The sequence below is a fragment of the Tritonibacter scottomollicae genome (genome assembly GCF_003003215.1).
Classification (GTDB): domain Bacteria; phylum Pseudomonadota; class Alphaproteobacteria; order Rhodobacterales; family Rhodobacteraceae; genus Epibacterium; species Epibacterium scottomollicae.
In genome coordinates this window covers 31,435-54,168 of sequence record NZ_PVUF01000019.1, presented here as the reverse complement: position 1 = coordinate 54,168, position 22,734 = coordinate 31,435, and the positions used below count along the sequence as shown (strand labels likewise).

Genomic DNA, 22,734 nt, shown 5'->3' with positions numbered 1-22,734 from the left:
CGACGAGAAGCCCTACGCGACGAAATCTTCCGTAGTCGGCGTCCGAAATGCGATCGAGTATTTGGACAAGGTTTAGGCGGAAGCGCAATCTGGCCATAAAGCTCTTCAAGCTCAGTCGGCAGGCAGATCAATCGGGTTTGGGTTTTCTCTAGCTCATAACGCCCAATCTTCAACAAAATGGAAAAACCATTGTCGTAAATGGAAGATCTATGCGGTGCTTTTCATAACCAACGCCATGTTAGGGCTGCGAGGCGATCAACACGCCATTTGCGCGGATCAAAGCAGCATGAATTTTCGCAGGGAAAACAGCACCTGCCTGCGCGGCAGAGGCAAATCCCCTGACGATAAAGGCAGAGCTATCTAGTGCTTTTCAATGAGAAATGGTGGAGCCTAGCGGGATCGAACCGCTGACCTCCTGCATGCCATGCAGGCGCTCTCCCAGCTGAGCTAAGGCCCCTTACCACCGTCTTGAGCAACGCTCCGTTCGGTGTGTGGTGATTTAAGGGAGGCGGCGGCGGGCTGCAAGTGGAAAATGAAGCAGAAACATCAGTTTTTTCGACATCGCCATTTGCGCCTCTCGGTGGCCCCTCAACCCGAAAACCAGCGCCCGTGCACCCCATCGGGCACACGGAAACGCTGCAGACGTTTTCAGGTGTCGTCATCCTCGGACGCCACGTCTGCGATTTCGTCGAGGGATACATCATCCTCTTCGTCATCTTCCAGAACGTCATCGCCGAGATCCATATCCACGGCGTCATCATCATCTTCCAGAACCGCGCCGTCAGCATCGGTCTTTTGCTTCGCCTTTACGCTTGCAGCGTCCTCGGCATCAGCTTCGATCATGCGGCTTTTGCTGGTGTCAACCGCGACGACATCGCCTGTGTAGGGGCTGACGATCGGGTTCTTGTTCAGGTCGTAAAAGCGCTTGCCGGTGGTCGGGCAGACGCGTTTCGTACCCCATTCTTCCTTGGGCATGTGGATCCCCTTCAAAAAATAGCGTGAGTCGGTGAGACGATTCAGGTGCCTTGCCATAAGCGGCTGACCCTGTCAAAGCCTTTGCAGCCTTGCATCCGAAGTGGGGAAACCATGTCAGAACTGAGCCTGCCCGGAGATCCGGAGGTCCGTGTCACACTGCGTCGCTCGGCGCGCGCGCGGCGATTGTCGCTCAGGATCTCGTCGCTGGATGGCCGGGTGACACTGACGTTGCCGAAACGGGTCTCGGAACGCGAAGGGCGCGCCTTCGTGCTCGAGAAAGAAGACTGGATTCGCACCCACCTCGCGAAGCAACCAGAGCAGATCATTGTCGCCCCCGGCACCCGCCTCCCCGTTGACGGCGATATCCTGGAAGTGCGCATGGGGACCGGTCGCAGGGTTCTGCGCGAGGAGGGCGCATTGCGCGTCCCCGGCCCGGCACCAATGCGGCGCCTGGAACGCTACCTGCGGGAACTGGCCCGGGACAGGCTGGCGTCAGCATCGGACGCCTATGCCGGCCGTTTGGGGCAAACATATACGAGCCTTACGCTGCGCGACACGCGGTCACGCTGGGGGTCATGTTCATCGGCTGGTGGATTGATGTACTCTTGGCGACTGATCCTCGCGCCGACCGAAGTGCTTCACTACGTTGCTGCGCATGAGGTGGCGCACTTGGAGGAAATGAACCACTCCCGCGCGTTCTGGAACGTCGTCGAGAGGCTCTATGGGGATTACGCAGCCCCGCGTCGCTGGTTGCAGGCCGAGGGCAACGCCCTGCATCGATATCGTTTTGACGGGCAAATCGAAAACGATTGATCTTCCGACGCTTTGTGATCACATAAGTCGTCATGGACAAGCTGCTCACGGGGAACCGCCCCACTGCCGAAAATACGGGCTCGGCCCATGATCGCGTCTACCGGGCGCTCCGCACCCGCATCATGCATGGGGCGATCTTACCCGGCGCGGCCCTGACACTACGTGGCATCGGCAAGGAATACGGCGTCTCGATGACGCCCGCGCGCGAAGCTGTGCGTCGCCTCGTTGCGGAAGGCGCATTGTTTCTGTCATCCTCGGGCCGGGTTTCGACTCCGGAGCTTTCAAATGACCGAATCGAGGAACTGGCGGCACTGCGGGCGCTGATCGAAGTCGAATTGGCCTCTCGCGCCCTGCCCCGCGCTCATATGGCGCTGATCGACAGACTGCAGACCATCAACGGCACGGTGGCTGAGACCATCTCCAAACGCGATGCGGTGGGCTACATTCGAACCAATCTCGAATTCCACCGGACACTCTATTTGCGCGCACAAGCACCCGCCATGCTGGCCATGGCGGAAACCGTCTGGCTGCAGCTCGGCCCCACCATGCGGGCGCTCTATGGTCGCCTCGGACGCACAGAAGCCCCCCACAACCACAAGCTCATCATTGCGGCGCTCAAGGCTGGTGACGAGCCCGGCCTGCGCCTCGCCCTGCGCTCTGATGTCACCCAAGGGTTGCGATTGCTGGCGGGGTAACTGCCGAGCGGTCTTTCGCGTTATTCTCGATTTCAAAAATATAACGCTTGCTATTCAAGTGAAAGAAGCGCATTCAAGATGGGCAAAGCTGCTTCTTACGATCTACTGTTTCCTTACGGCCCAGTTGTTCAGACGAGACACTTAGGCCAGGCCATCGCATGTTGCGGATGGTATTTCTATAGGAGACAACACGATGGCTAATGGCACCGTGAAATGGTTCAATTCTCAAAAAGGTTTTGGCTTCATCGCACCGGAATCCGGATCCAAGGACATCTTCGTCCACATTTCCGCTCTGGAGCGCGCTGGCATTCATCACCTTGACGACGGTCAAGCCGTGACCTTCGACATCGAAGCTGGCCGTGATGGCCGCGAGTCCGCCAGCAACCTGGCACTCGCCTGAGCCTCTTTCGGCTTCACGAGAAAACGAGAGCATCCTTTCGGGGGTGCTCTTTTTTTGTACGCCGGCCCAGCAGCGGCGACAGACTATAATAAAAAAGAATGGAAAATCCACATGATGGAAATTTATTGGGGTAGCCCGATGACCTTGGAGTCATCCACCGCAGGCACCCAACGCAAAGTCACCACAATCGAAGAAGCCCAGTATTGCCTTCAGCATGCATGGCCTCTGTCCGACACGACCCGCGACAGTGCCTTGGAGCAAGTCGAGGCCGCGATGGTCTGCATGGTGTCCGTGAGAGACGCCCGCGCGGCCTTTCTGTCCGCGGCACGGGCCGCTGGCTTTCGGGCGCGGCAAGACGGGGATGTACAGTCGCTTTGATCTTGAATAGACGGCTGGGTGAGAGGTTCACCCGGCTTGGAGGTGTGGCGCGCAAAATCTGCGCCGATCCGAGCGCAATTTACGCACGCCGCGCATCTCTCGAATCGGAAGATGCGCCCGCAAAGTAGGAGCGCGTCCCGATGACCAAGATCACCCAAGAAGAGCTCGACAAGGCAGGCCAGCAACCCCGGCGCGAAACCGCGCTTGAAAAAACCTCGCGCGCAGCCCGTGAAATCATGGATGACGAGGCCGAAGAGCGCCGCGAAAAAACGGAAAAACTGCGCAAGGCCCGCCTGAAAGATACAGGCCGCGCCCGCCCCGTTGCCAAAGCCACCGAAGACGCCGAGAACGGCTAAGGGCCGTCGAGCAGACTCGCACTGTTGATCAGCCCCATGCGGTTGCCCATCTACGACCGCATCCACTACCCCCTTTCGACCGTCTCGCTAAAAAAGGGGCGCCAGAGAAACCTCTGCGCCCCACCTTCCCTACCAGAGCTGGTCGACCAGCTTTTCAGCTCATGCCGGCATTCTTTTGCAAGACAAGGAATGTCATCAGTCCAAGCGGCGGCAATTTGCGCTGATCGGCAGGGTGCAGCGATGGCTCTTGCAAAACCGTCTCGATCCGAAAATCTGAATGCCAGCCGATCAGATTGGCCAAGGGCGCCGCAACCTTCTCGACCCCGGCCATAACGCCGGTGGTGCGGGCAAAATGGTTGGTAATCACGACCTTGCCGCCGGGTTTCAGAACACGAGCAATCTCGGACATCACCTTTTCCGGCTCGGGCACCACCGACAGCACATGCATGGCGGCCACAGTGTCAAACGTCGCATCCGCGAACGTCAGCGCGCGCGCATCCATCCGTTCCAGATTGATCCGGCTTTCAAGGTTCAGTCGCTTTACCTTTTGCTGCGCCTTAGCCAGCATCTCGGCACTGAAGTCGACGCCCGTCACCCGCACCTCAGGCGCGTAATGCGGCAGCGATAGACCGGTGCCAACACCCACCTCCAGAACATGGCCTTGGCGCTTGTTGATGAAATCGACAGCATTGCGACGACCAATATCAGTGAGCGCACCAAAAGTCCGATCATAGACCGGTGCCCAGCGCGCATATGACGTTTCGACGGCTTTAATTTCCAAATCAATGTCCTTTTCTATCTTCAGCCATCCGGTGGGACAGAACGCTCCAGATGACTACAATCAAGTAAGCGAGGCAGAGAACGACAAGGGTGATCCAAGCATAAATCAGCACGGCCGACCCAAGTACAGCAAACCCCACGAGGAAAAACTTCACGTTGTTGCGAGAAATGCGTGCGGTCTTGAAGGACCAGACCGGAAAGCGCGCGATCATCGCCCAGCCTACCAAAATCAGATGCAGGCAGATGACGAGATCCGGCAGCAACCGGGCATCCGCAAAGGCAAACGACAGAAACATCGGCAGCATGGCCAGCAAGGCGCCCGCCGGTGACGGGATACCGGAGAAGTAGGCGCCTGCAGCTTCGCGCTCTTCTTCGCTGTCAGCCTTGGCCGCTACGTTGAAGCGCGCAAGCCTGACCACGCAGCAGGTCGCAAAGATCAACACGGTGATCCACGCCACGCCACGCAAATCCTGAAGCGCCCAGAAATAAATGACCAGTACCGGGGCAACCCCGAAGTTCAGGAAATCCGCCAGGGAATCAAGCTCTGCGCCCATCTTGCTGTCGCTGTTCAGCAGGCGGGCCAACCGCCCATCCAAACCGTCAAGCACACAGGCCGCGAGGATCAACTGTACGGCCAGTACGTAATTTCCTTCGACGCCGAAGCGAATGGCTGACAGGCCAGCACAGATCGCCGCGATCGTCAGCATGTTGGGAATCAGCTGGACGATGGTCAGATGTGTAGATGTATTCTCGGTGTCTTCAGGCATCACTGATCGCCTGGGCATTGCCCACATCCGGGACTTCCGACAAATCGGCCAACACCGTTTCGCCGGCAACCATGGTCTGACCAATCGCCACGAGCGGCGACACTCCTTCGGGCAGGTAGACATCAAGACGTGACCCGAAACGGATCAGACCAAAGCGCTCGCCCCCGGAAAGCACAGCCCCGGGTTTTACGAAACATACAATCCGCCGTGCGACCAGCCCCGCGATCTGCACCACCGCAAGATCACGACCGTCAGCCATACGGATCGCAAGTCCGTTCCGCTCGTTATCGACACTGGCTTTGTCCAGAGATGCATTCAGAAACTTACCCGGCCGATATGCAACTGCCGTGACCTCACCAGCCACCGGCGCACGGTTGATGTGACAGTTGAACACGCTCATGAATACGCTGACTCGTGTCAGTGGCGTATCCGGCAGCCCCAGTTCGGCTGGAGGCACAGCCGGCTCGATCAGCGAAACGATGCCATCCGCCGGAGAGATGACCAGCCCCGGTCGCTGCGGCGTCACCCGTTCCGGGTCACGGAAAAAGTAGTAGCACCAGACGGTCAGGCCGACACCGACCCATCCAAGGATGGGGGTCAGCAGGAACAACCCTACCGTCACAGCGGCGAAGATCGCGACAAACTTGCGCCCTTCCGGATGCATGGGTTTGATGAAGGTCCCGATCATGTTCATTGTTTTTTCCTTTGTCTTGGGACGGTCAATCCAGATATCGGCGCAGCAGTCCCTGACCTGCCTCGCATATCGGACCGTTTACGTTCCCGTAACATGTCCTGACGCTCCTCGCTACTGACCGTGATGCGGAAACCACCGTGCTTCGGAATTTGTCTGCCGACTTCCGGACTGCACGATGCCTGATTTCCCATGCCAAGTGCGCATCAATGGCGCAGACAGCAGGGAGGCGAGCCTGTTCCTGTCGTCCTGCGACGCCAAACATACGCCTCCAGACCCGAACGCACCGCTCCTCAGAATGGGTCACTTAACAGCCTGTTAAACAACCCTGAGTAGGCTTGATGCGTTAGTGTTGCCCCGCGTTTGCTGCAGGGTGTGGTCAAAGGGTGTCCGCGTGCGTGAAGTAATTTCATCGTCGCTCTCCGATTCCGAGGGCAAGCCAGAGTTCGATCAGGACCTTGTGGACGCGATGCGATGGTTCGATCTGTCGGATCATGATCGCGCCCTAACCTCGGAACTGGGCGACATCGCAGACGATGTGGGAGAGCGCATCATCGAGGCGTTCTATACACATTTGCTGGCGGATGAGACGGCTTCACGGCATTTCCGCGACGATGCGCATATCGCTCAGGTCAAGAAAGGCCAGATGCGCTACTTTCGAGAGCTGATCAACGCCGACCTGGACAGCAGCTATATCGCGGATCGCCGCCGGATCGGGAGCATTCATGAACGCACCGGCGTGACACCGACCCTTTATATCGGCGCCTATGCGTTCTACCTGAACAAGCTCGCGAATGTCGTCCTTGATCGCATGGAGGATGATCCTGCCAAGGCGTTCAGCATGGTTCTGTCGCTATTCAAGATTGCCCATTTCGACATGGCTTTGGCGCTGGAAACTTATGCCGACACACGAGAAGAGGCCATCAAGGCACGCGAAAGGGAGCTAAGCGAGCTGCCCACCCCGGTTCTGCAATTGCGCCCCGGATTGCTGCTCATCCCCGTGGTTGGCACATTGGACAGCTATCGCGCCCGCGCTCTGACGATACAATTGCTGGAAGGCATCCAAGAGCATCGCGCACGCGCCGTGGTGCTGGATATTACCGGCGTCGCAGCTGTCGACAGCGCCGTCGCCAACCATCTGATCCAGACAATGGCCGCCGCGCGCTTGATGGGGGCGCAACCCGTTCTCACCGGCCTCTCCGCAGAGGTGGCACAATCTCTGGTCAAGGTTGGAGTCACCGCAGAAGCCCTCAGCACCGCCGGCGACCTGCAACGCGGCATAGAACTGGCAGAACACCTGCTGGGGGAGTGAACCGATGACTGTGACGGTTCCGATCCTGAGGCAAGGCTCTGCGCTGATTGCCTCGATCCAGGAAGACCTCTGCGACAGCGATATTCTGAACCTGCAGAGCCGCATACTCGAGGATGTGATCCGCTACCGCGCCAATGCGGTGATCGTCGACGTCAGCGCCATCGGCATTCTCGACAGCTTTGGCACCAAGACCCTGATCGAAATCGCCCACTCGGTAAAGCTGCGCGGCGCCAAAATGATTATCGTCGGCATTCAGCCGGACGTGGCAATATCCATGGTATTGCTTGGCCTCACACTCAAGGACATCCCGACTGCGCTTGATCTCGACCATGGCCTCGCTCTGATCGGGGAAACCTGACATGCAGGTTCCGGCCCCGCTCGATGCCATGGTTCAGGCCATTCGGCGCGATGCCGACGTCATCTCCGCCCGCCAGATGGGGCGCGCATTGGCCGAAGACCTCGGGTTCAGCCGCCCGGATCAGGCGCTTGTCGCAACCGCGATTTCAGAACTGGCACGCAACATCGTCGTTTACGCCGATCATGGCGAAATTGAACTGACCACCCTGCAGCAGGGAGACAGGCAGGGGATCCGTATCATCGCCCGCGACCATGGCCCGGGAATCGCAGATCTGGAGCGCGCGCTGTGTGACGGGTTTTCCACCGGCAACAGCCTTGGTCTGGGCCTACCCGGCACTCGCAGAATTATGGACGAGTTCGACATTCGCTCCCCCCCCGGCGAAGGGGTTACGATCATCGCCGTGAAATGGCAGCTGCGATGACCCAACACCTCATTGCCCCACCTAGCGCGCGCCACGCACTGTCATGGAGCATGTCAGAGAGCTCCAAGTTCGCTGACAGCAGCGGAGATGGCTACATGCTGTTGCGTGACGGGGCGCATATTCGGATTTACGTCGTCGATGGAATGGGCAGCGGAGCCGAAGCCAATGCTGCTGCCGACACGACATTGGCGCATCTTCGGGAGGCGGGTGGATATGATATGGAGGTCGCGTTCGATCAGGTGCATGCAGCCCTGCGTGGTATCCGGGGCGTGGCGCTGGCCGCTGCCCAAATAGATCTCGAACAGATGATGTTGAGCTGGAGCGCAGTCGGAGACATCGATGGCGTCCTCGTCCGCAACGGCAGGATTTCCGGAAGCTTGATTCAGAAAAGCGGAACGCTCGGACTTATCTACGATGGCATTCGCCTGACCAGCGCTCCACTGCGGGTCGATGATGTGATCATCCTGACCACAGATGGCATCAGTCGCAACTACCGCTCTGATCTCGACGCCACCCATCCAATCTCTGATATCACCTCGGGCATCCTCAGGCATCACGGGCGCCCCACTGATGACAGGCTGGTTCTTGGCCTCAGGGTGGTGGCCGCGCCATGATTGACCACGACAGCAACAGCCGCGCCCACGCGCCCCGGTCCTTTGCTCAAAGCTATGCCACAGCCCTCGCAACTTATGTACGCGATGGGAATGAGGAGAACCTGTCGCGGGCCTATGACTGCGCCCGACAGGCTTTGCAGAGCTCGATTTCGATCGGACAATTGGGCGAACTCCATTTCCAAGCAGCGCAGATGCTGTGCAGCGGTTCGCCGTCCCCCTCGCCTGAAACCAAACGGACAGAGGAGTTCTATCTCGAGGCTATTTCGGTCTACGACATGGCGCTGCGTGGCTATGGCGAAAGCGTCGCCCAACTGACAGCAGAGGTACTGGAACGCAAGCGCGCGGAACAGGAGCTGCGCGATGTGACCTATGAACTGGCTCGGCAGCGCGACAGTTTGGATCAGAAGGTAAAGGCACGTACCCGCGAACTCCAAGCGGGATTGGAGAGGTCAGAGCGCCTCAACAGCCAATTGCAGCAAGCCAATCAGGAACAGGCGCAGTTCACCTACGCCATCTCCCACGATCTGAAATCTCCGATCAATACCATCGCGATGTTACTGGACATCATTTCAGTTGATCACCAGGAGCACCTGGATTCCGAATGCCTCGAACTCATTGATGCCGCCCAGGCGACCGCTTCGCGCATGTCCCGGATGATCACTGGCATCTTGCAATATGCCAGGCTCGTGGGTCAGGAGGCGGAATTCGAGACTGTGTCGCTCGACAAGCTGTGCCGCGACGTTCGCGACGACTTGCGCCAGGAAATCACGGATGGAAAAGCGGAAATCGACATCTCCCCGCTTCCGGATGTGCGGGGCATGCCGTCACAACTGCGCAGCCTGCTCCAGAATCTACTCTCCAACGCGATAAAGTTCCGCGACCCGGGACGCCCCTGCCGCATCGCCGTCTCCGCGGCGCCGAAGCCTCGGAATTGCGCGGCTGAGATTACAGTCAGCGACACCGGAATCGGCATACCCGAAGCCTATCGGACAAGGATCTTCTCGCTGTTTCAACGGCTACACACCTACGACGAATACTCTGGCTCCGGAATTGGACTAACGCTTTGCCAACGCATCGCCGGATACCACGCCGGAGATATTCAAGTTGTCTCGAACGAACAGGGAGGAAGCTCCTTTATCGTGAGACTATGGATAAATGAAAGGGAGCGCGACAATGACACTCAATCGGGTGATGACGGTTGATGACGACCGCTTTGATCAACTGGCGTATCGACGGATATTGAAAAAAACCAACGCCAAAATCGATCTATTGCCGTTTCAGTACGCAACCGAGGCGCTGGAATACCTGAAATCCCCGACGCGACGGCCGGTGGATGTAATTCTACTCGACATCAACATGCCGCGAATGGATGGATTTGAGTTTCTGGAGGCGGCGAAAACGGAGCTCGAGAACCAGATCGTGATCATGGTGACCACCTCTATGGATCCGCAAGACCGCAGTCGTGCCGAGACCTTTGCCCCGGTGCGCGGCTATTTCAGCAAACCTCTGACGACAGACGATATTTCCGTAATCGACAGGCTGGTTGCTCAACAATAGGCTGTCTTATATCTCGTTCTTGATCGCCGTTTTGATCACTGCTCGCATTTATTGCTTGGCAGAACGTGACCGCGCTCGCGTTTCGCAACATCGAAAAATGTTCCATGACCTCGGAGATATCGGCAGATTCTCGCTTGTGAGTATTGGGCGTCTTGGCACACACGGCTTTTTGACAGAATGTTACGGCGCCTCACGACCATAAAAAAATGCCAGAGAGTACCGTGCAGAACCTCATCCGTATCTTCCGCCCGAACCCGCTTGTCAGTGGACTTCTTCTCATTGCAACGCTGGGCCTAACGGCCTGCGGCGAGGCTCCTGGACGTGATGAAGGCGCAATTGATCCGAACCGCCTTGCCTTTGCCATGCGGGAGGCTGAGAGCCTGCAATCCCGTGGCGCGCGCGTGTGGTGCGTACCGTTTGCGCGCAACCTCTCCGGCGTCGAAATTCGCGGCAATGCCCGGACATGGTGGCGTCAGGCCCAGGGTGAGTTTGAGGTCGGTAATACCCCGACCATCGGCGCGGTCATGGCGTTCAGTGCCACGCCGTCCATGCCGTTGGGCCATGTGGCCGTGGTTTCAGAGCTTGTGGATGATCGCATGTTGCGCGTGGATCACGCCAATTGGCGCCGCAACAAAGTCTCGCTCGGGATGACAGTGATCGACGTCTCGAAGAACAATGACTGGTCCCGCGTCCGCCTAGAAAGCAATCCCGGCGCCTATGGCAGCGTCTACCCGATCAATGGGTTCATCCGCCCGCAGCCAACCACCTGAGCGGGCACGAGCGCGACCCGTTAGAGCGCAGGCCATCTCTGATGGCCTCTCGCTGCTTCGTTGTGGCTCTCACAGTTGGTCTGTCTCGCTACATTTGTAGGCGGATTTGGCCAACCATTCGGGACAGATCTCGACACCCCAGCCCGGCAAGTCGCTGACACGGGCCTGACCCTCGGAAATCGTGAAGGGGTCGTTGCGAAACAGGCCGCGCTGCCACGGGTAGTAATCGTCGCCTTCGATCGAAAATTCGAGGTAGCGCCCAGGGTTCGGCACAGCCCGCATCAGATGCATGGTGAACAGCGTCACCAGAGACAGATTCGCCGCATGGGGCGTGCAGGGCAGCCCTGCCGCGTGCCCCATACGCGCCACATCCATACTGCGCACCATGCCGCCCAGATACAGAATGTCTGGTTGGATGATATCGACCACCCGATTTTCGATCATCCGTTTCCAGTGCTGCATGTCGCAGTCCTGCTCGCCGCCCGCGACGTCGATCTTTAGCGTGCGGGTAACCTCGGCGGTCTGTTCCTGCTCCCAATAGGGACAGGGTTCCTCAAAATGTTCATAGCCGCTGGCCTCCAACATCCGGCCCACCTCAATCGCTCGGGAGGGGCTGAAGCCGGAGTTTCCATCCACCAACAGCGCGGCATCCGGCCCCATGGCCTTTCGGAGGGCCGGAATGATGGCCTCGGTCCGTCCCTCCCATTCATCGCGATCCTGGCCACATTCGGCACCGACGCGCACTTTGAAAGCATCGAACCCGTGCTGGTCCCGCAGCCGTTGCATCCGGTCCGCCTCGTCTTCGGGCGTGATGTCGCGTCGCATCGACGAGGCATAGGCGCGCACCGGACCGGCAGAGCCGCCGAGCAATTCCGCCACAGGCTTGCCCGCCACTTTGCCGCGCCAATCCCAGACTGCTGTATCCAGCCCCGCCATGGCACGGCGTAGATAGGTGCCGGGGAACTTGTGCTCGCGCATCGGGATCTCGGCGATGACCTCTTCCAGTGCTTCCATGCCGCGCCCCAGCGCCCAAGGGGCCACCTGACGGTGCAGAATCTCGCAGGTCAGGTCACTGTTGTAGGTGGAGACCTGCCCCCAGCCCGTCGTTCCATCCTCTGCCGTCACCCGGACAAAACCGATCAACGGGGTGCAGAATGTTTCCACCTTGGCGATGCGAGGGCCGGTGTCATGTCTGCCACGCGCAGTTGTAACCGGTACAGCACCGGATGTGGAATATGGCGTACTCATGCGTCCTCCAGAATCAGATCAGCGGCGCGATGGGCCAGCATCATGGTGGGGGCATTGGTATTGCCCGATGTCAGGTTCGGAAACACCGAGGCATCGACCACCCGCAGCCCCGCCAGTCCATGCACCTTCAGGCGTGGCGAAACAACGGAGTGTCTCGCGTCCGGTCCCATTCGACAGGTGCCGGTCGGATGAAAGACGGTTCCGCACCGCTCGCGAAAATCGGCCAGGATCTGTTCCGGCGTCAAACACCGCAGATCAGGCGCCATCGGCCCCTCTATCAGGCGCGTCAGGGCAGAGGTCTGCGCCAGTCGCTGACACAGCAGCCCCCCTGCAATGACCTGCGCCTGGTCCTGCTCGGTCGCCAGAGAGTTCGGACAGATACGCGGCGGCGCGGACGGATCAGCGGCGCTAATGTCGATACGCCCGCGGCTGGTGGGACGCGCCGGCTGAAAGCCGAGGATGAACCCCGGAAAGGGATCCGGTTGCACCACCGTGCGCTTGCCGTTTGGCGTCGTGGTATAGGTGACGGGGTTGAAATAGAGTTGCTGATCCGGTGCGCTCATATTGGGTGAGGATCGGAAATAGCCGCCGCACTGGTTCACAGATAGCGACAGCGGGCCGCGCCGGGTCAGCACATATTGCAGTGCCGCACGTAGCTTGCCATGCAATGGACGCAACAGAGTGTTCAACGTCGGCTCGGTCGCACGAAAGTAGTAGTTGATGCCCAGGTGGTCCTGGAGATTGCCACCGACATGGGGCGCATCCAGCAGCGGTGTGATGCCATGCGCCTGCAGGTCCTGCGCAGGCCCCACCCCGGAGCGCTGCAACACGCAAGGCGAACTGACTGCACCGGCTGCAAGAATGATTTCCCGCCCGGCGCGCAGGCTGAGGTTTCGCCCCCTGTGCTGCAGCTGCACCGATACAGCCCGCTTGTCATCAAACTCGATCCGCTTGACCAAGGCCCCGGTCATGAGCGTCACATTTGGTCGTTTCAATGCTGGCGCGAGATAGGCACGGGCAGAATGCATTCTGCGGCCACCGCTGGTGTTGATGTGGTAGGCTGCGGCCCCCTCACATGCCTCGCCATTGATATCGGAACTGCGCGGCAGCCCTAGCTCCTGAGCCGCGTCAAAGAAATGACGGGTGGCCGGGTGAATTTGGTCGGACACATCCTGCACGGTCATCGGCCCATCCCCGGTTCGGGCGCCGGATGGGCCGATGCGGGTTTCCATCTGATCATAGGTTTCACGGACGGTGTTCCAGTTCCAGCCTGTGGCGCCCGCAGCCTCCCAATCATCAAAGTCGCGCGGCAATCCACGGGCGTAGACCAAGGCGTTGATCGCGCCGGAGCCGCCGACGCCCTTGCCGCGTGGCCAGTAGCTTTTGCGCCCGCCAAGCGCAGCTTCGGACTCGCTCTCGTATTTCCAGTTCACCGACGGATCAAAAAACGTCTTGCCATAGCCCAACGGCAGCGCAATCCAGGGCGAGCGCCCGCGCCCACCAGCTTCGAGTATCAGTATCTTGTGCCGTCCCGATGCGCTTAATCGCTCCGCCAGCACGCAGCCTGCCGATCCCGCGCCGATGATGATGTAGTCAAATGTCGCCAACGTTCGAGCCACCCGTTCACTGCTCTGTCGCAAAGTCGTTACAAAGCAGACATGCAAATCCAAAACAAAAAATAATTCGCCACACCCTTAAAAATTTTCGCAGCATATCTATGATCCGCGCATGTATAACGATCTGCCTCCCCTTCCCTGGCTGCGCGCGTTTGATGCGAGTGCTCGGCTCGGAAATTTCACACTCGCTGCCAAAGAGCTTGGACTGACGCCCTCAGCCGTCAGCTATCAGGTGCGGGGGCTGGAGGCGCAACTTGGCCATCAACTGTTTCACCGTGAGCACCGTGTGCTGACCCTCACCCGGCTTGGCCAAGCCTATTTGCCGATCATCACCAGAGCCTTTGCAGATCTGGATGCCACCACCTCCAACCTGTTCGGTAAAACCGCCGGAGACGAGGTGTGTCTGCGCTGTCTGAGTTCGCTCAACCTGTTGTGGCTGGTGCCCCGTCTCGACGTCTATCGACGTCGCCATCCGGACAGCCGGTTGCGCGTTCTTTCAGCGTCCTGGTCCGAAATGGCCGCAGGTGAGGAAATTGATATCGACATACGATTTGGGGACGGCACCTGGGCGGACGGCGAGGTCCTGCCGCTCATGCATGATGCCATCATCGCGGTTTGCGCCCCTGAACGGCTGACGGATGGCACCTTGCAGGAGCTGGCGGAAGGTCCCTTGATCGAGTTGGCGGGAGTGGTCGATACGTGGCAGCATTTTTTCGCCTCACACGAGTTGACAACTCCGATCACAGCCCCATCGCTCAAGGTGGATCAGTCGCTGATCGCACTGGAGCTGGCCAGCAGGCGACACGGGACCGCTCTGGTCGCGGAAACTCTCGCGCAACCCTATCTGGACAGTGGAAAACTGGTGCGTGCGACGGATTTATCCCTGCCCGCCCGGCAGGGGCATTACCTGGTGCTGCCCTCGGCGCGCAACAGCCGGCGACCGGAGGTCGAGACGATGGTCCTGTGGTTGTTGGCAGAAGCCGCGGCCAGTCCACAGGCCCCGATCACGCACGCGACAGAAGGCCCGCCTGTGACAGGCGGGCCTTGGTAAACTTCAGATGACAGAACTGACATCAATACTCTTTAACAGTCGTCTCTCGCATCAGCCCTCGTAGGCTTCCATCGACTTCAGCTTGTCCTCGGTCATCGGCAGGTAAACGCGAACGTCGTTGCCGTCGGTTTCATGCAGGATATCAAGCTTGTTCAGGTCAAGTTTCACCGGCTTTTCACCAATCCCAAGGAAACCACCAACGTCCACGATTGCGTGGGTCAGCTCGCCCTTGTCGTTCAGAACCAGTTCAGACACTTCGCCGATCCACTCATCCTTGGTGTCATAGGTGCGCGCACCAGTCAGCATCTCTGTCGTCAGATCGTTGCTGTCCAGCTGGGCATAGCCTTCGCGCATCATCGGTTCGCGTGCCATGTCACCGTCGGTGGCCTCATCAGCCATCTGCTGCACGTCCTCGGACGTATTCTCCGCCGCGTCGCCAAGTTCGGCAGCCGCCGTCTCTGCAGAGGCCTTTACGTCAGCAGCCGTATCCTTGGCCGCCGCTGCGGTGTTCTCCGCCGCCTGCTCAACGCTGTTGGTCAGGTCATTCGCAGCAGTGTGCTCATAGGCCGGTGCATCCTCAAACTCCGATACATTCGCCTGCATCACCAGGAAGTAATCTGCGTCATCTTGCTCGGTGGCGCTGTCGGAGACCAGCTTCAGGGCGTTCATGTCGACAGCGATTTGACGCTCGCCGATACCCAGGAAACCACCAATATCGACCAGCACCGACTGGATCTTGCCATCGCGGGTCAGCACGATGTCATGCACCTCACCGATGTTTTCCCAGCCGTCCTGAACACCATTCGAGCTGGTGTTCTCAACACCAGATTCAGTGCTGTAGATGTTTTGCCCGATGAAGTCGGACGCTTGAATCGCCATCGGATCTGCTTCGGTCATGAACTTTTGTTCATCGGCAAATGCCATGGTGGAAGTGGCGGTAAGAAGTGCGGTAGAAATCAGAAGATTTTTCATCAGTACTATCCTTGTTCAGTTGAAGCTCGTATCGTCGCTCTCGGCCAAACAACGGATGCACCGGGGAAAAGTTCCTATATTTTTTCGAACCTTGCGAATTTTCACGAGGGTTGCCCGCCGCTGCACGCAACCACAAGCCTTTTAATGCACGACGGAATTTTGGCGGAAGAGGGTGTGTTTCCATCCCCGGAAATTCTCTATCGAAGAGCGTCTTGAGGACGGGTTGGCCAGGCAAGACCCGTGCCCCTGCGTCAGCTTTATTGGGAACCACATTCAAAGCCGGGCGTTGTACATGTATCAGCAAAAAGGCAGACCCATATGACCGTTTCCCCGGCGTCGCAGGACGTGACCTCAGATCGTGTAATTGATACACCCGGCACTGCGGCAACGTCAGATCAGGGCTCGCCCGGTCGGGACCGCAGGACGATCCGGCAAAATGTCGTTGTCATCCGGAACTTCCTCGGCGTGATAGTGGCAATCGTGGCGGCAGCGCTTCTGTTCTTTGCGAAGGATGTGGTTCTGCCATTTGCCTTGGGCATGCTGATCGCCCTTACGCTCAGCCCGCTGACACGGGGTGTGGCCCGATACGGAGTGCCGCCAATTGTCTCCGCCGTCTGCCTGATCCTGGCGGTGGCGCTGACAACAGCCGGAGGTCTCTACCTGCTGAGCGGCCCGGTCTCTGAATGGATTGATCAGGCCCCACAGGTACGGCTGGAGCTCGAGAACCGGCTTCGGGACATCTCAGCCTCATTGGAAACGGTACGTGAAGCCTCTGAGCGGGTTGAGGACATCGCAGAGGCCGCCAAGGATAATGACGTTCTGAAAGTGGCGATCGATCAGCCCGGTATCGTCACGTCGACCGCGCTCGACATGGTGACGCTTGCCACCACCGCCCTGGTCGCGCTGGTCCTGGCGCTGTTCCTTCTGGCCTCCAACGACATTTTCTACGTGAAAATCGTCGAGAGCTTTCCCAATCTCACGGAAAAGACCCGTGCCCTGCGGATCGTCTACAGCATCGAGCAACGGATCTCGCGCTACTTGCTGTCGATCACTCTCATCAATGCCGGGCTGGGTGCTACGGTTGGCCTCAGCATGTGGGCCTTGGGCATGCCGCAACCTGCGCTATGGGGTGCGATCGCCTTCCTGTTCAACTTCCTGCCCTATATCGGTGCGCTGACCGGCATCGCGCTCTGCGCCGCCATGGCGCTGGTCACCTTCTCCTCGCTGCCCTACGCGCTGCTGCCACCGCTGGCCTATCTGTTGGCCAACATGATCGAGGGACAGTTCGTAACACCCGTCTTTCTCGGACGACGGCTGAACCTGAATGCCGTCGCGGTGTTTTCTGCTGTGGTCTTCTGGGCCTGGATGTGGGGAATTGCCGGGGCGCTGATGGCGGTGCCGCTGCTGGTCTGCTTCAAATCGATGTGTGACCACATTCCGGCGCTGTCCGTGGTGGGGAATTTCTTGAACTCGCACGTGCCACTCCAAGAAGAGCTGAACCGCAGCGATCACCCGGAGTGACCCCGCCCCTTAATCAAGGATCTCGGTCGCCAGTCTCGTGTCGCTCAATTCCTGATCGAGCAGCACGTAGATTTCCTCGGGTGGGGTATTCAGGGAATGCACCATCACGCCGGGGTCCACTCCCATCTCGATCAGATACTCCATGGTGCGGCCCTGACCATGCTGGATTTCCTCTACAGCGAGAAACGCAGGCAGATAGCCGGGAGTATTATAATAATGCTGATGCATCCCGACTGAGGCGGCACTCGACACGCGGCGCGCGATGCCGCCCGCCAGCAGATAAGGGCAGCTCGACAGGCATATCGTACCCGGCAGAACTGCTGTTTCCATCTCCATTCGCCGTATGGCGCGGCCCAGCGCCAATGCCTCTTGCACCACGCCGCCGGGACTGTTCAGGGCGACGCCCGCCGGAACCTCGTCCATACTGTCGAGATAGGTTTGAAACTGCTCTGCATCCCCTTCGGAAATTTGACCGGTCACAAGAAGCAAAGACCCCAGATCCTCCGTCTCCATCACACTGAAGTTCAACCGCGAGGGCATGTTTGCCGGCGTCTCCACACCTGGCGCAGGGTCGCGCCGCACATAGCTTGGCGACACGGTGGCCGGATCATACTCCCGCCACTGGTCCCCGGGCGAAACCGGCCCCTGCGGCAGATCCCGGCGGCTTGCCCCGCCCGTTGGCCACTGCCCCAGCAAATCGGTGGCCAGGACCGCCGCGGCAATAACGCATTGCCCCAACAGCGCATATCGCAGACTGCGCGCAAGCGTGATATCGGCGAACCACTGACCGCGTGAAGACATGCGCTACTCCGCGGCCTTGTCAGAGCTGGGCGCCAGCGGCGCTGATCGCCCCGGATCTGATCGGCGGTCGAGATCGGCGTCTGCAGCTGCCATCGTGGTCTCCACGTCGCGCATCGCATTGAGGGCTGCCTTCAGGTCCGACAGTGTGAGCGTCTCCTCGACACTGATCCCATCACGCCCACTGCGAATTGCCGCCTGCGTGATCGCCAATACAAAGACAAGAATGGCTGGCAACAGATCAATGGCGATCGCCCCGGCCCATGAGGGGACGAAATTACCCGCATACCGGATCACCGCATCGGCGCTGGAGATCGGGTTATAAACCGTCTCGGCGGGTGGTTCGAGCGCCAGCACCTCATCCGCCGCCCGCTTCAGGGTCTGACTGCGCTGATCCAGAGCACTCAACACCGACGCAATCGTAGACGACTGAGCCGCGCGCACGTCGGAATTTCGCCCATCCAGTTCCGGCAGGACCACGGAGGCAGGCAGATCCTGTGCCGCCCGTGTCACGAGCGTGGCCACCGAATACTGGTTCAAGCTCGCGATCACCCCGGCAAGCCGCACGCTTTCCTCAGCAAACAGGACCGAACGCTGATCAACCGGCCCGGACGCCACGGTCAATTCGCGCATCCGCCCAAGAATCCGGTTTCCTTCCTCGAACGCCGCCGTGATCAGAGGGGACTGCGCGGCAATTTGCTGTTCGAGGTTCGACAGTTCCTCTGTCTTCTGGGTGAGGACACGAAACACCGCACCCTCGCCCGCCGCACCGGATAGATCACCCGAACGTTCCTGATCCGCCAGCGCCTCAAACGTTTGCCGGGCGCGCTCAACCTCGCGGCCCAGCGCCTGCCCCGACAGTGCGATTTCATGGGCGCGTTCCAATCCGCCCTGATAGTCACGCACGGTGTTTTCCAGATGCTGTTCCACTGCAGCCGACCCGGCCAGCGCCGCCGCGTTCAACCAGCTCGACATGGCAATGATCGCGAACGATCCGATGATCGTGGACAGGACCAAACCAACCAGCCCGGACGCTGTCCGCATCGCGGGCAGCAACCGCATCATGTAGCTCCAGAACACAAAGATCCCGACAGACACCGCGACCGAATAGGCTACCGCCGCAAAAAAGCTCATGGCGCCGGTGTCCTCCAGCAGAGAGCTTACACCAAGATAGGTATAGATGCCGGACGCCACCGCGAGCACACCCAGCGCCGCGGGCGTGAAGGACTCCAACCACTTCACATGGCCCTCAAGCTCCCGCGCAGCACGGAGCCCCTTTGTTTCTGCAGCAGTCAGATGAGGGTCAGAACGGGCCATACAATCTCCGAAACTAGGTTAACGCTCTTAACTATTTGTATCGAACGCCCAAGAGTCCAGTGCCATCGCGCTCCGGTCTTGGTCCATCACTGCTCAAGGTGTGATGCTGACCTGCTCTTTTCCTAGGGGTCACCGCCTTTGTGTGCGACAGGCGCGACCCCGCCGATAGCCTGCGTCAACTGTTCAGCGGCCTCGATCACCGGGCGGCTCAGCTCTGCAATCTCCTGCTCGCTGATGCGGCTGGTGGGGCCGGAGACCGAAATCCCGGCAACCGCCTCGCGGTTCATGTCGAACACCGGCGCCGCGATACAGCGCATGCCGGCGTTCTTTTCCTCGTTGTCGACCGCAAAGCCCTGCGTGCGGATCGCTGCCAGATCCTGTTTCAGCGCATCGCCGTCGGTGATGGTGTGGTCGGTAAAGACCTCCAGCCGGGTCGCCGCCAGCAAGCGATCCAACCGGCTTGCCTCCATCTGCGCCAGCAGGGCCTTGCCGATACCGGAGGCATGCATTTGCGACAGGCTGCCGGGCGGGAAGAAGGCGCGGATGCTGGCGTGGGTTTCCACCTGGCTGACAAACAGCACATGGCCCTCTTTCTCGATGCCGAGGTTGGCAGTCTCGCCGGTCACCTCCATCAGCCTGCGCAGGATCGGACGGGCCCGGTCCACCAGGCTGGTGCGGCGCAGAAACCGCGCGCCGATCACGAAGGCCTGCGCGCCGATGTGCCAGAGCTGTTCCTCGGTGTCGAACTCCACCAGCCCGCGCCCCTCCAGCGTCACCAGGATGCGATAGACGGTGGCGGGCGACTGGCCCATGTCCTCGGCGATCGACGTCAGGGGCTTGCCCTGCGCCTCGCTCAGGAACTCAAAGACCTCCATCGCCCGGTCGAGTGATTTGATGGTGTTCTGCGCCGTCTTGTCGTGCCAGTCCCGGGGCCGCCCCCGGGCCCGTCGGGTGGTCTTGGGGCCAGTTTCTTGCGAATCCATCAGATCCCTCCGGTTTTACGCGAAATTCGAATTCACGATATGAAAAACTCAAGCACCTGACAAGGAACGATATTTCTGGTCACTTCCATTTTCGAAAAACGATTTCAAAAAAATTTCGCTCGGTGCCTCCCCTGCCTATGCTGAATTTCAGACGGAAGGAGACATTCCATGAGCTTTCAAAACCCCGTATTCATCCCGGGTCCGACCAACATCCCCGAGAGCCTGCGCAAGGCCTGCGACATGCCGACGATCGATCACCGCTCGCCGCTGTTCGGGCAGATCCTGCATCCGGCCCGCGAAGGTGTGCGCAAGGTTCTGAAAAGCACCTCCGCCGAAGTTTTCATCTTCCCCTCCTCCGGCACCGGCGGCTGGGAAACCGCGCTGAGCAACACGCTCTCGGCGGGCGATACCGTGCTTGCGGCGCGCAACGGCATGTTCAGCCACCGCTGGATCGACATGTGCCAGCGCCACGGGCTTGACGTGCAGATCGTCGAGACCCCCTGGGGCGAGGGTCTACCCGCCGACCGCTATGAAGAGATCCTGAGCGCCGACAAAGGCCACAAGATCAAGGCGGTTCTGGCCACCCACAATGAGACTGCCACGGGCGTGAAATCCGACATTGCCGCGGTGCGCCGCGCGTTGGATGCCGCTGGCCACCCGGCGCTGCTGTTTGTTGATGGCGTCAGCTCCATTGCATCAATGGATTTCCGCATGGACGAGTGGGGCGTTGACGTGGCCGTCACCGGTTCGCAAAAGGGCTTCATGCTGAGCGCAGGCCTCGCCATCGTCGGCTTCAGCCCCAAGGCGATGGAAGCCACCAAGACCGCACAACTGCCGCGCACCTTCTTTGACGTGCATGACATGGCCAAGGGCTATGCCAACAACGCCTACCCCTACACGCCTGCCGTGGGTCTGATGAACGGTCTCAATGAATCCTGCAAGATGCTGCTGACTGAGGGACTGGAGAACGTCTTTGCCCGCCACCACCGCATCGCCGAAGGGGTGCGTGCCGCCGTGGGCGCTTGGGGGCTGGAGCTCTGTGCCGCGTCGCCGGAGGTCTATTCCGACACCGTCAGCGCCATCCGCACGCCCGAAGGGTTCAACGCCACCGATATCGTGACCCATGCCGCCGACAAATACGGCGTCGCCTTTGGTGTGGGTCTGGGCGAGGTCGCGGGCAAGGTGTTCCGCATCGGCCACCTCGGCAGCCTGACCGATGTGATGGCGCTCTCCGGCATTGCCACCGCCGAGATGTGCATGGTCGACCTCGGCCTTGATATCCAACTTGGCTCCGGTGTTGCAGCAGCGCAAGATTATTATCGCGGCAATGCGGCCTCAGCGCAGCAGGACGCCGCGTGATGAAGGACAGCGCGATGTATATCCCCACCTATGAGGACATGCTGGCGGCGCATGAGCGGATTGCGCCGCACATTCGCCGCACGCCGATCCGCACCTCGGCCTATCTGAACGAGCTGACCGGCGCGGAGCTGTTCTTCAAATGCGAGAACTTTCAGGAGCCGGGCGCCTTCAAGGTGCGCGGTGCCAGCAACGCGGTCTTCGGCCTGGACGAAGCGCAGGCGGTCAAGGGCGTGGCGACGCATTCCAGCGGCAACCATGCCTCCTGCCTGTCCTATGCGGCGATGTTGCGCGGCATTCCCTGCAACGTGGTGATGCCGCGCACCGCGCCGCAAGCCAAGAAGGACACTGTGCGCCGCTATGGTGGCAAGATCACCGAATGCGAGCCGTCCACCTCGTCGCGCGAGGAGACCTTTGCCCGCGTGCAGGCCGAGACCGGCGGTGATTTTGTGCATCCCTACAATGACCCGCGTGTGATCGCGGGCCAGGGCACCTGCGCCAAGGAATTCGTGGAACAGACCGACGGTCTTGACCTTGTGGTGGCCCCGATCGGCGGCGGCGGCATGATCTCCGGCACCTGCCTGACGCTTGCGACGCTGGCGCCCGAGACCAAGATCATCGCGGCGGAGCCCGAGCAGGCCGATGACGCCTACCGCAGCTTCAAGGCGGGCCACATCATCGCCGATGACGCGCCCAAGACCATTGCCGACGGGCTGCTGGTGCCGCTGAAGGATCTCACCTGGCATTTTGTGTCGAGCCACGTGTCCGACATCTTCACCGCCTCCGATCCCGAGATCATCGACGCGATGAAGCTGATCTGGAAGCACCTGCGCGTGGTGATGGAGCCCTCATCGGCTGTGCCCCTCGCCACCATCCTGAAAAACCCCGATGCGTTCAAAGGCAAGCGCGTCGGCATCATCATCACCGGCGGCAATGTCGACCTCGACAAACTGCCCTGGACCCTGTGAGACCCAGTAAGGGAGTG

Annotated in this window: 26 protein-coding genes and 1 tRNA gene; 16 read left to right on the top strand and 11 right to left on the bottom strand. The window is 59.8% G+C overall.

Annotation, left to right across the window (positions count from 1 at the left end; translation table 11 throughout):
* Nucleotides 1-381: 381 nt before the first annotated feature.
* Both CLV89_RS19670 and CLV89_RS19665 read right to left on the bottom strand, forming a co-directional pair.
* Nucleotides 382-457: transfer RNA gene (locus tag CLV89_RS19670), tRNA-Ala, on the bottom strand.
* A 191-nt stretch (nucleotides 458-648) separates the two neighbouring features.
* Complete coding sequence (locus tag CLV89_RS19665) at nucleotides 649-975, bottom strand: TIGR02300 family protein (protein WP_106165372.1); 327 nt, start codon at nucleotides 973-975, stop codon at nucleotides 649-651.
* A 111-nt stretch (nucleotides 976-1,086) separates the two neighbouring features.
* On the opposite strand from CLV89_RS19665, the gene CLV89_RS19660 reads away from it, so the two are divergent.
* The 5 genes from CLV89_RS19660 to CLV89_RS19640 all read left to right on the top strand — a co-directional run bounded on the left by CLV89_RS19660 (nucleotide 1,087) and on the right by CLV89_RS19640 (nucleotide 3,617).
* Nucleotides 1,087-1,788: a M48 family metallopeptidase gene (locus CLV89_RS19660; RefSeq protein WP_106165361.1), complete on the top strand. Its 702-nt coding sequence runs from the start codon at nucleotides 1,087-1,089 to the stop codon at nucleotides 1,786-1,788.
* 32 nt (nucleotides 1,789-1,820) lie between these two features.
* On the top strand, nucleotides 1,821-2,483 hold the full coding sequence (locus CLV89_RS19655; protein WP_106165360.1) for a GntR family transcriptional regulator: 663 nt from the start codon (nucleotides 1,821-1,823) through the stop codon (nucleotides 2,481-2,483).
* 193 nt (nucleotides 2,484-2,676) lie between these two features.
* Entirely contained in the window at nucleotides 2,677-2,883 is a 207-nt protein-coding gene (locus CLV89_RS19650) for a cold-shock protein (RefSeq protein WP_106165359.1), read from the top strand.
* A 111-nt stretch (nucleotides 2,884-2,994) separates the two neighbouring features.
* A complete protein-coding gene (locus CLV89_RS19645) occupies nucleotides 2,995-3,261 on the top strand; it encodes a DUF982 domain-containing protein (RefSeq protein WP_106165358.1) in 267 nt (88 codons plus the stop codon).
* A 140-nt stretch (nucleotides 3,262-3,401) separates the two neighbouring features.
* Nucleotides 3,402-3,617: a hypothetical protein gene (locus CLV89_RS19640; protein ID WP_207796978.1), complete on the top strand. Its 216-nt coding sequence runs from the start codon at nucleotides 3,402-3,404 to the stop codon at nucleotides 3,615-3,617.
* A 154-nt stretch (nucleotides 3,618-3,771) separates the two neighbouring features.
* Here the strand turns inward: CLV89_RS19640 and CLV89_RS19635 are convergent, their stop codons facing one another.
* The 3 genes from CLV89_RS19635 to CLV89_RS19625 are packed head-to-tail and all read right to left on the bottom strand — an operon-like array spanning nucleotide 3,772 to nucleotide 5,888.
* Nucleotides 3,772-4,398: a class I SAM-dependent methyltransferase gene (locus CLV89_RS19635; protein ID WP_106165357.1), complete on the bottom strand. Its 627-nt coding sequence runs from the start codon at nucleotides 4,396-4,398 to the stop codon at nucleotides 3,772-3,774.
* Nucleotide 4,399: 1 nt separating this feature from the next.
* Nucleotides 4,400-5,164 (bottom strand): CDP-alcohol phosphatidyltransferase family protein, encoded by a 765-nt coding sequence (locus CLV89_RS19630; protein WP_106165356.1) that lies wholly within the window; start codon nucleotides 5,162-5,164, stop codon nucleotides 4,400-4,402.
* Nucleotides 5,157-5,888, bottom strand: a complete 732-nt coding sequence (locus CLV89_RS19625) for a phosphatidylserine decarboxylase (protein WP_279327914.1) — start codon at nucleotides 5,886-5,888, stop codon at nucleotides 5,157-5,159. Before CLV89_RS19625 ends, CLV89_RS19630 begins: the two co-directional genes overlap by 8 nt.
* Nucleotides 5,889-6,249: 361 nt before the next feature.
* On the opposite strand from CLV89_RS19625, the gene CLV89_RS19620 reads away from it, so the two are divergent.
* From CLV89_RS19620 to CLV89_RS19590, 7 genes are all read left to right on the top strand, one after another.
* Nucleotides 6,250-7,167 (top strand): protoglobin domain-containing protein, encoded by a 918-nt coding sequence (locus CLV89_RS19620; RefSeq protein WP_106165370.1) that lies wholly within the window; start codon nucleotides 6,250-6,252, stop codon nucleotides 7,165-7,167.
* Nucleotides 7,168-7,171: 4 nt separating this feature from the next.
* Complete coding sequence (locus CLV89_RS19615) at nucleotides 7,172-7,525, top strand: STAS domain-containing protein (protein WP_106165354.1); 354 nt, start codon at nucleotides 7,172-7,174, stop codon at nucleotides 7,523-7,525.
* 1 nt (nucleotide 7,526) lies between these two features.
* Nucleotides 7,527-7,946: an anti-sigma regulatory factor gene (locus CLV89_RS19610; RefSeq protein ID WP_106165353.1), complete on the top strand. Its 420-nt coding sequence runs from the start codon at nucleotides 7,527-7,529 to the stop codon at nucleotides 7,944-7,946.
* 50 nt (nucleotides 7,947-7,996) lie between these two features.
* The gene (locus CLV89_RS19605) at nucleotides 7,997-8,560 is read left to right on the top strand and encodes a SpoIIE family protein phosphatase (RefSeq protein WP_165798160.1); all 564 of its coding nucleotides are present in this window, start codon (nucleotides 7,997-7,999) and stop codon (nucleotides 8,558-8,560) included.
* On the top strand, nucleotides 8,557-9,762 hold the full coding sequence (locus CLV89_RS19600; protein ID WP_106165351.1) for a sensor histidine kinase: 1,206 nt from the start codon (nucleotides 8,557-8,559) through the stop codon (nucleotides 9,760-9,762). The genes CLV89_RS19605 and CLV89_RS19600 overlap by 4 nt, the downstream gene beginning before the upstream one ends.
* Nucleotides 9,734-10,117, top strand: coding sequence for a response regulator (locus CLV89_RS19595; protein WP_106165350.1), 384 nt, complete (start codon nucleotides 9,734-9,736; stop codon nucleotides 10,115-10,117). The genes CLV89_RS19600 and CLV89_RS19595 overlap by 29 nt, the downstream gene beginning before the upstream one ends.
* A 206-nt stretch (nucleotides 10,118-10,323) precedes the next feature.
* A complete protein-coding gene (locus tag CLV89_RS19590) occupies nucleotides 10,324-10,887 on the top strand; it encodes a CHAP domain-containing protein (protein WP_106165349.1) in 564 nt (187 codons plus the stop codon).
* 69 nt (nucleotides 10,888-10,956) lie between these two features.
* Here CLV89_RS19590 and CLV89_RS19585 read toward each other — a convergent pair whose 3' ends face one another.
* A complete protein-coding gene (locus CLV89_RS19585; protein WP_106165348.1) occupies nucleotides 10,957-12,135 on the bottom strand; it encodes a mandelate racemase/muconate lactonizing enzyme family protein in 1,179 nt (392 codons plus the stop codon).
* The gene (locus CLV89_RS19580; RefSeq protein ID WP_106165347.1) at nucleotides 12,132-13,742 is read right to left on the bottom strand and encodes a GMC family oxidoreductase; all 1,611 of its coding nucleotides are present in this window, start codon (nucleotides 13,740-13,742) and stop codon (nucleotides 12,132-12,134) included. Before CLV89_RS19580 ends, CLV89_RS19585 begins: the two co-directional genes overlap by 4 nt.
* Before the next feature lie 121 nt (nucleotides 13,743-13,863).
* Here CLV89_RS19580 and CLV89_RS19575 point away from each other — a divergent pair, with 121 nt between their 5' ends.
* The gene (locus CLV89_RS19575) at nucleotides 13,864-14,802 is read left to right on the top strand and encodes a LysR substrate-binding domain-containing protein (protein WP_106165346.1); all 939 of its coding nucleotides are present in this window, start codon (nucleotides 13,864-13,866) and stop codon (nucleotides 14,800-14,802) included.
* A gap of 51 nt (nucleotides 14,803-14,853) precedes the next feature.
* On the opposite strand, the gene CLV89_RS19570 is transcribed toward CLV89_RS19575, so the two are convergent.
* Complete coding sequence (locus CLV89_RS19570; RefSeq protein WP_106165345.1) at nucleotides 14,854-15,774, bottom strand: PRC-barrel domain-containing protein; 921 nt, start codon at nucleotides 15,772-15,774, stop codon at nucleotides 14,854-14,856.
* A gap of 318 nt (nucleotides 15,775-16,092) precedes the next feature.
* On the opposite strand from CLV89_RS19570, the gene CLV89_RS19565 reads away from it, so the two are divergent.
* Nucleotides 16,093-17,295, top strand: a complete 1,203-nt coding sequence (locus CLV89_RS19565; RefSeq protein WP_106165344.1) for an AI-2E family transporter — start codon at nucleotides 16,093-16,095, stop codon at nucleotides 17,293-17,295.
* A gap of 9 nt (nucleotides 17,296-17,304) precedes the next feature.
* Here CLV89_RS19565 and CLV89_RS19560 read toward each other — a convergent pair whose 3' ends face one another.
* From CLV89_RS19560 to bhcR, 3 genes are all read right to left on the bottom strand, one after another.
* Nucleotides 17,305-18,096, bottom strand: a complete 792-nt coding sequence (locus CLV89_RS19560; protein WP_106165343.1) for a COG3904 family protein — start codon at nucleotides 18,094-18,096, stop codon at nucleotides 17,305-17,307.
* A gap of 3 nt (nucleotides 18,097-18,099) precedes the next feature.
* Nucleotides 18,100-19,410, bottom strand: a complete 1,311-nt coding sequence (locus tag CLV89_RS19555) for a hypothetical protein (RefSeq protein ID WP_106165342.1) — start codon at nucleotides 19,408-19,410, stop codon at nucleotides 18,100-18,102.
* Between the two features lie 122 nt (nucleotides 19,411-19,532).
* A complete protein-coding gene (gene bhcR / locus CLV89_RS19550) occupies nucleotides 19,533-20,393 on the bottom strand; it encodes an HTH-type transcriptional regulator BhcR (protein WP_106165341.1) in 861 nt (286 codons plus the stop codon).
* Between the two features lie 168 nt (nucleotides 20,394-20,561).
* On the opposite strand from bhcR, the gene bhcA reads away from it, so the two are divergent.
* On the top strand, nucleotides 20,562-21,752 hold the full coding sequence (gene bhcA, locus CLV89_RS19545) for an L-aspartate--glyoxylate aminotransferase BhcA (protein WP_106165340.1): 1,191 nt from the start codon (nucleotides 20,562-20,564) through the stop codon (nucleotides 21,750-21,752).
* Nucleotides 21,752-22,717 carry a beta-hydroxyaspartate dehydratase BhcB gene (bhcB, locus tag CLV89_RS19540; RefSeq protein ID WP_106165339.1) on the top strand — a complete coding sequence of 322 codons (966 nt, stop codon included), beginning with the start codon at nucleotides 21,752-21,754 and terminating at the stop codon, nucleotides 22,715-22,717. The genes bhcA and bhcB overlap by 1 nt, the downstream gene beginning before the upstream one ends.
* Nucleotides 22,718-22,734: the final 17 nt, after the last annotated feature.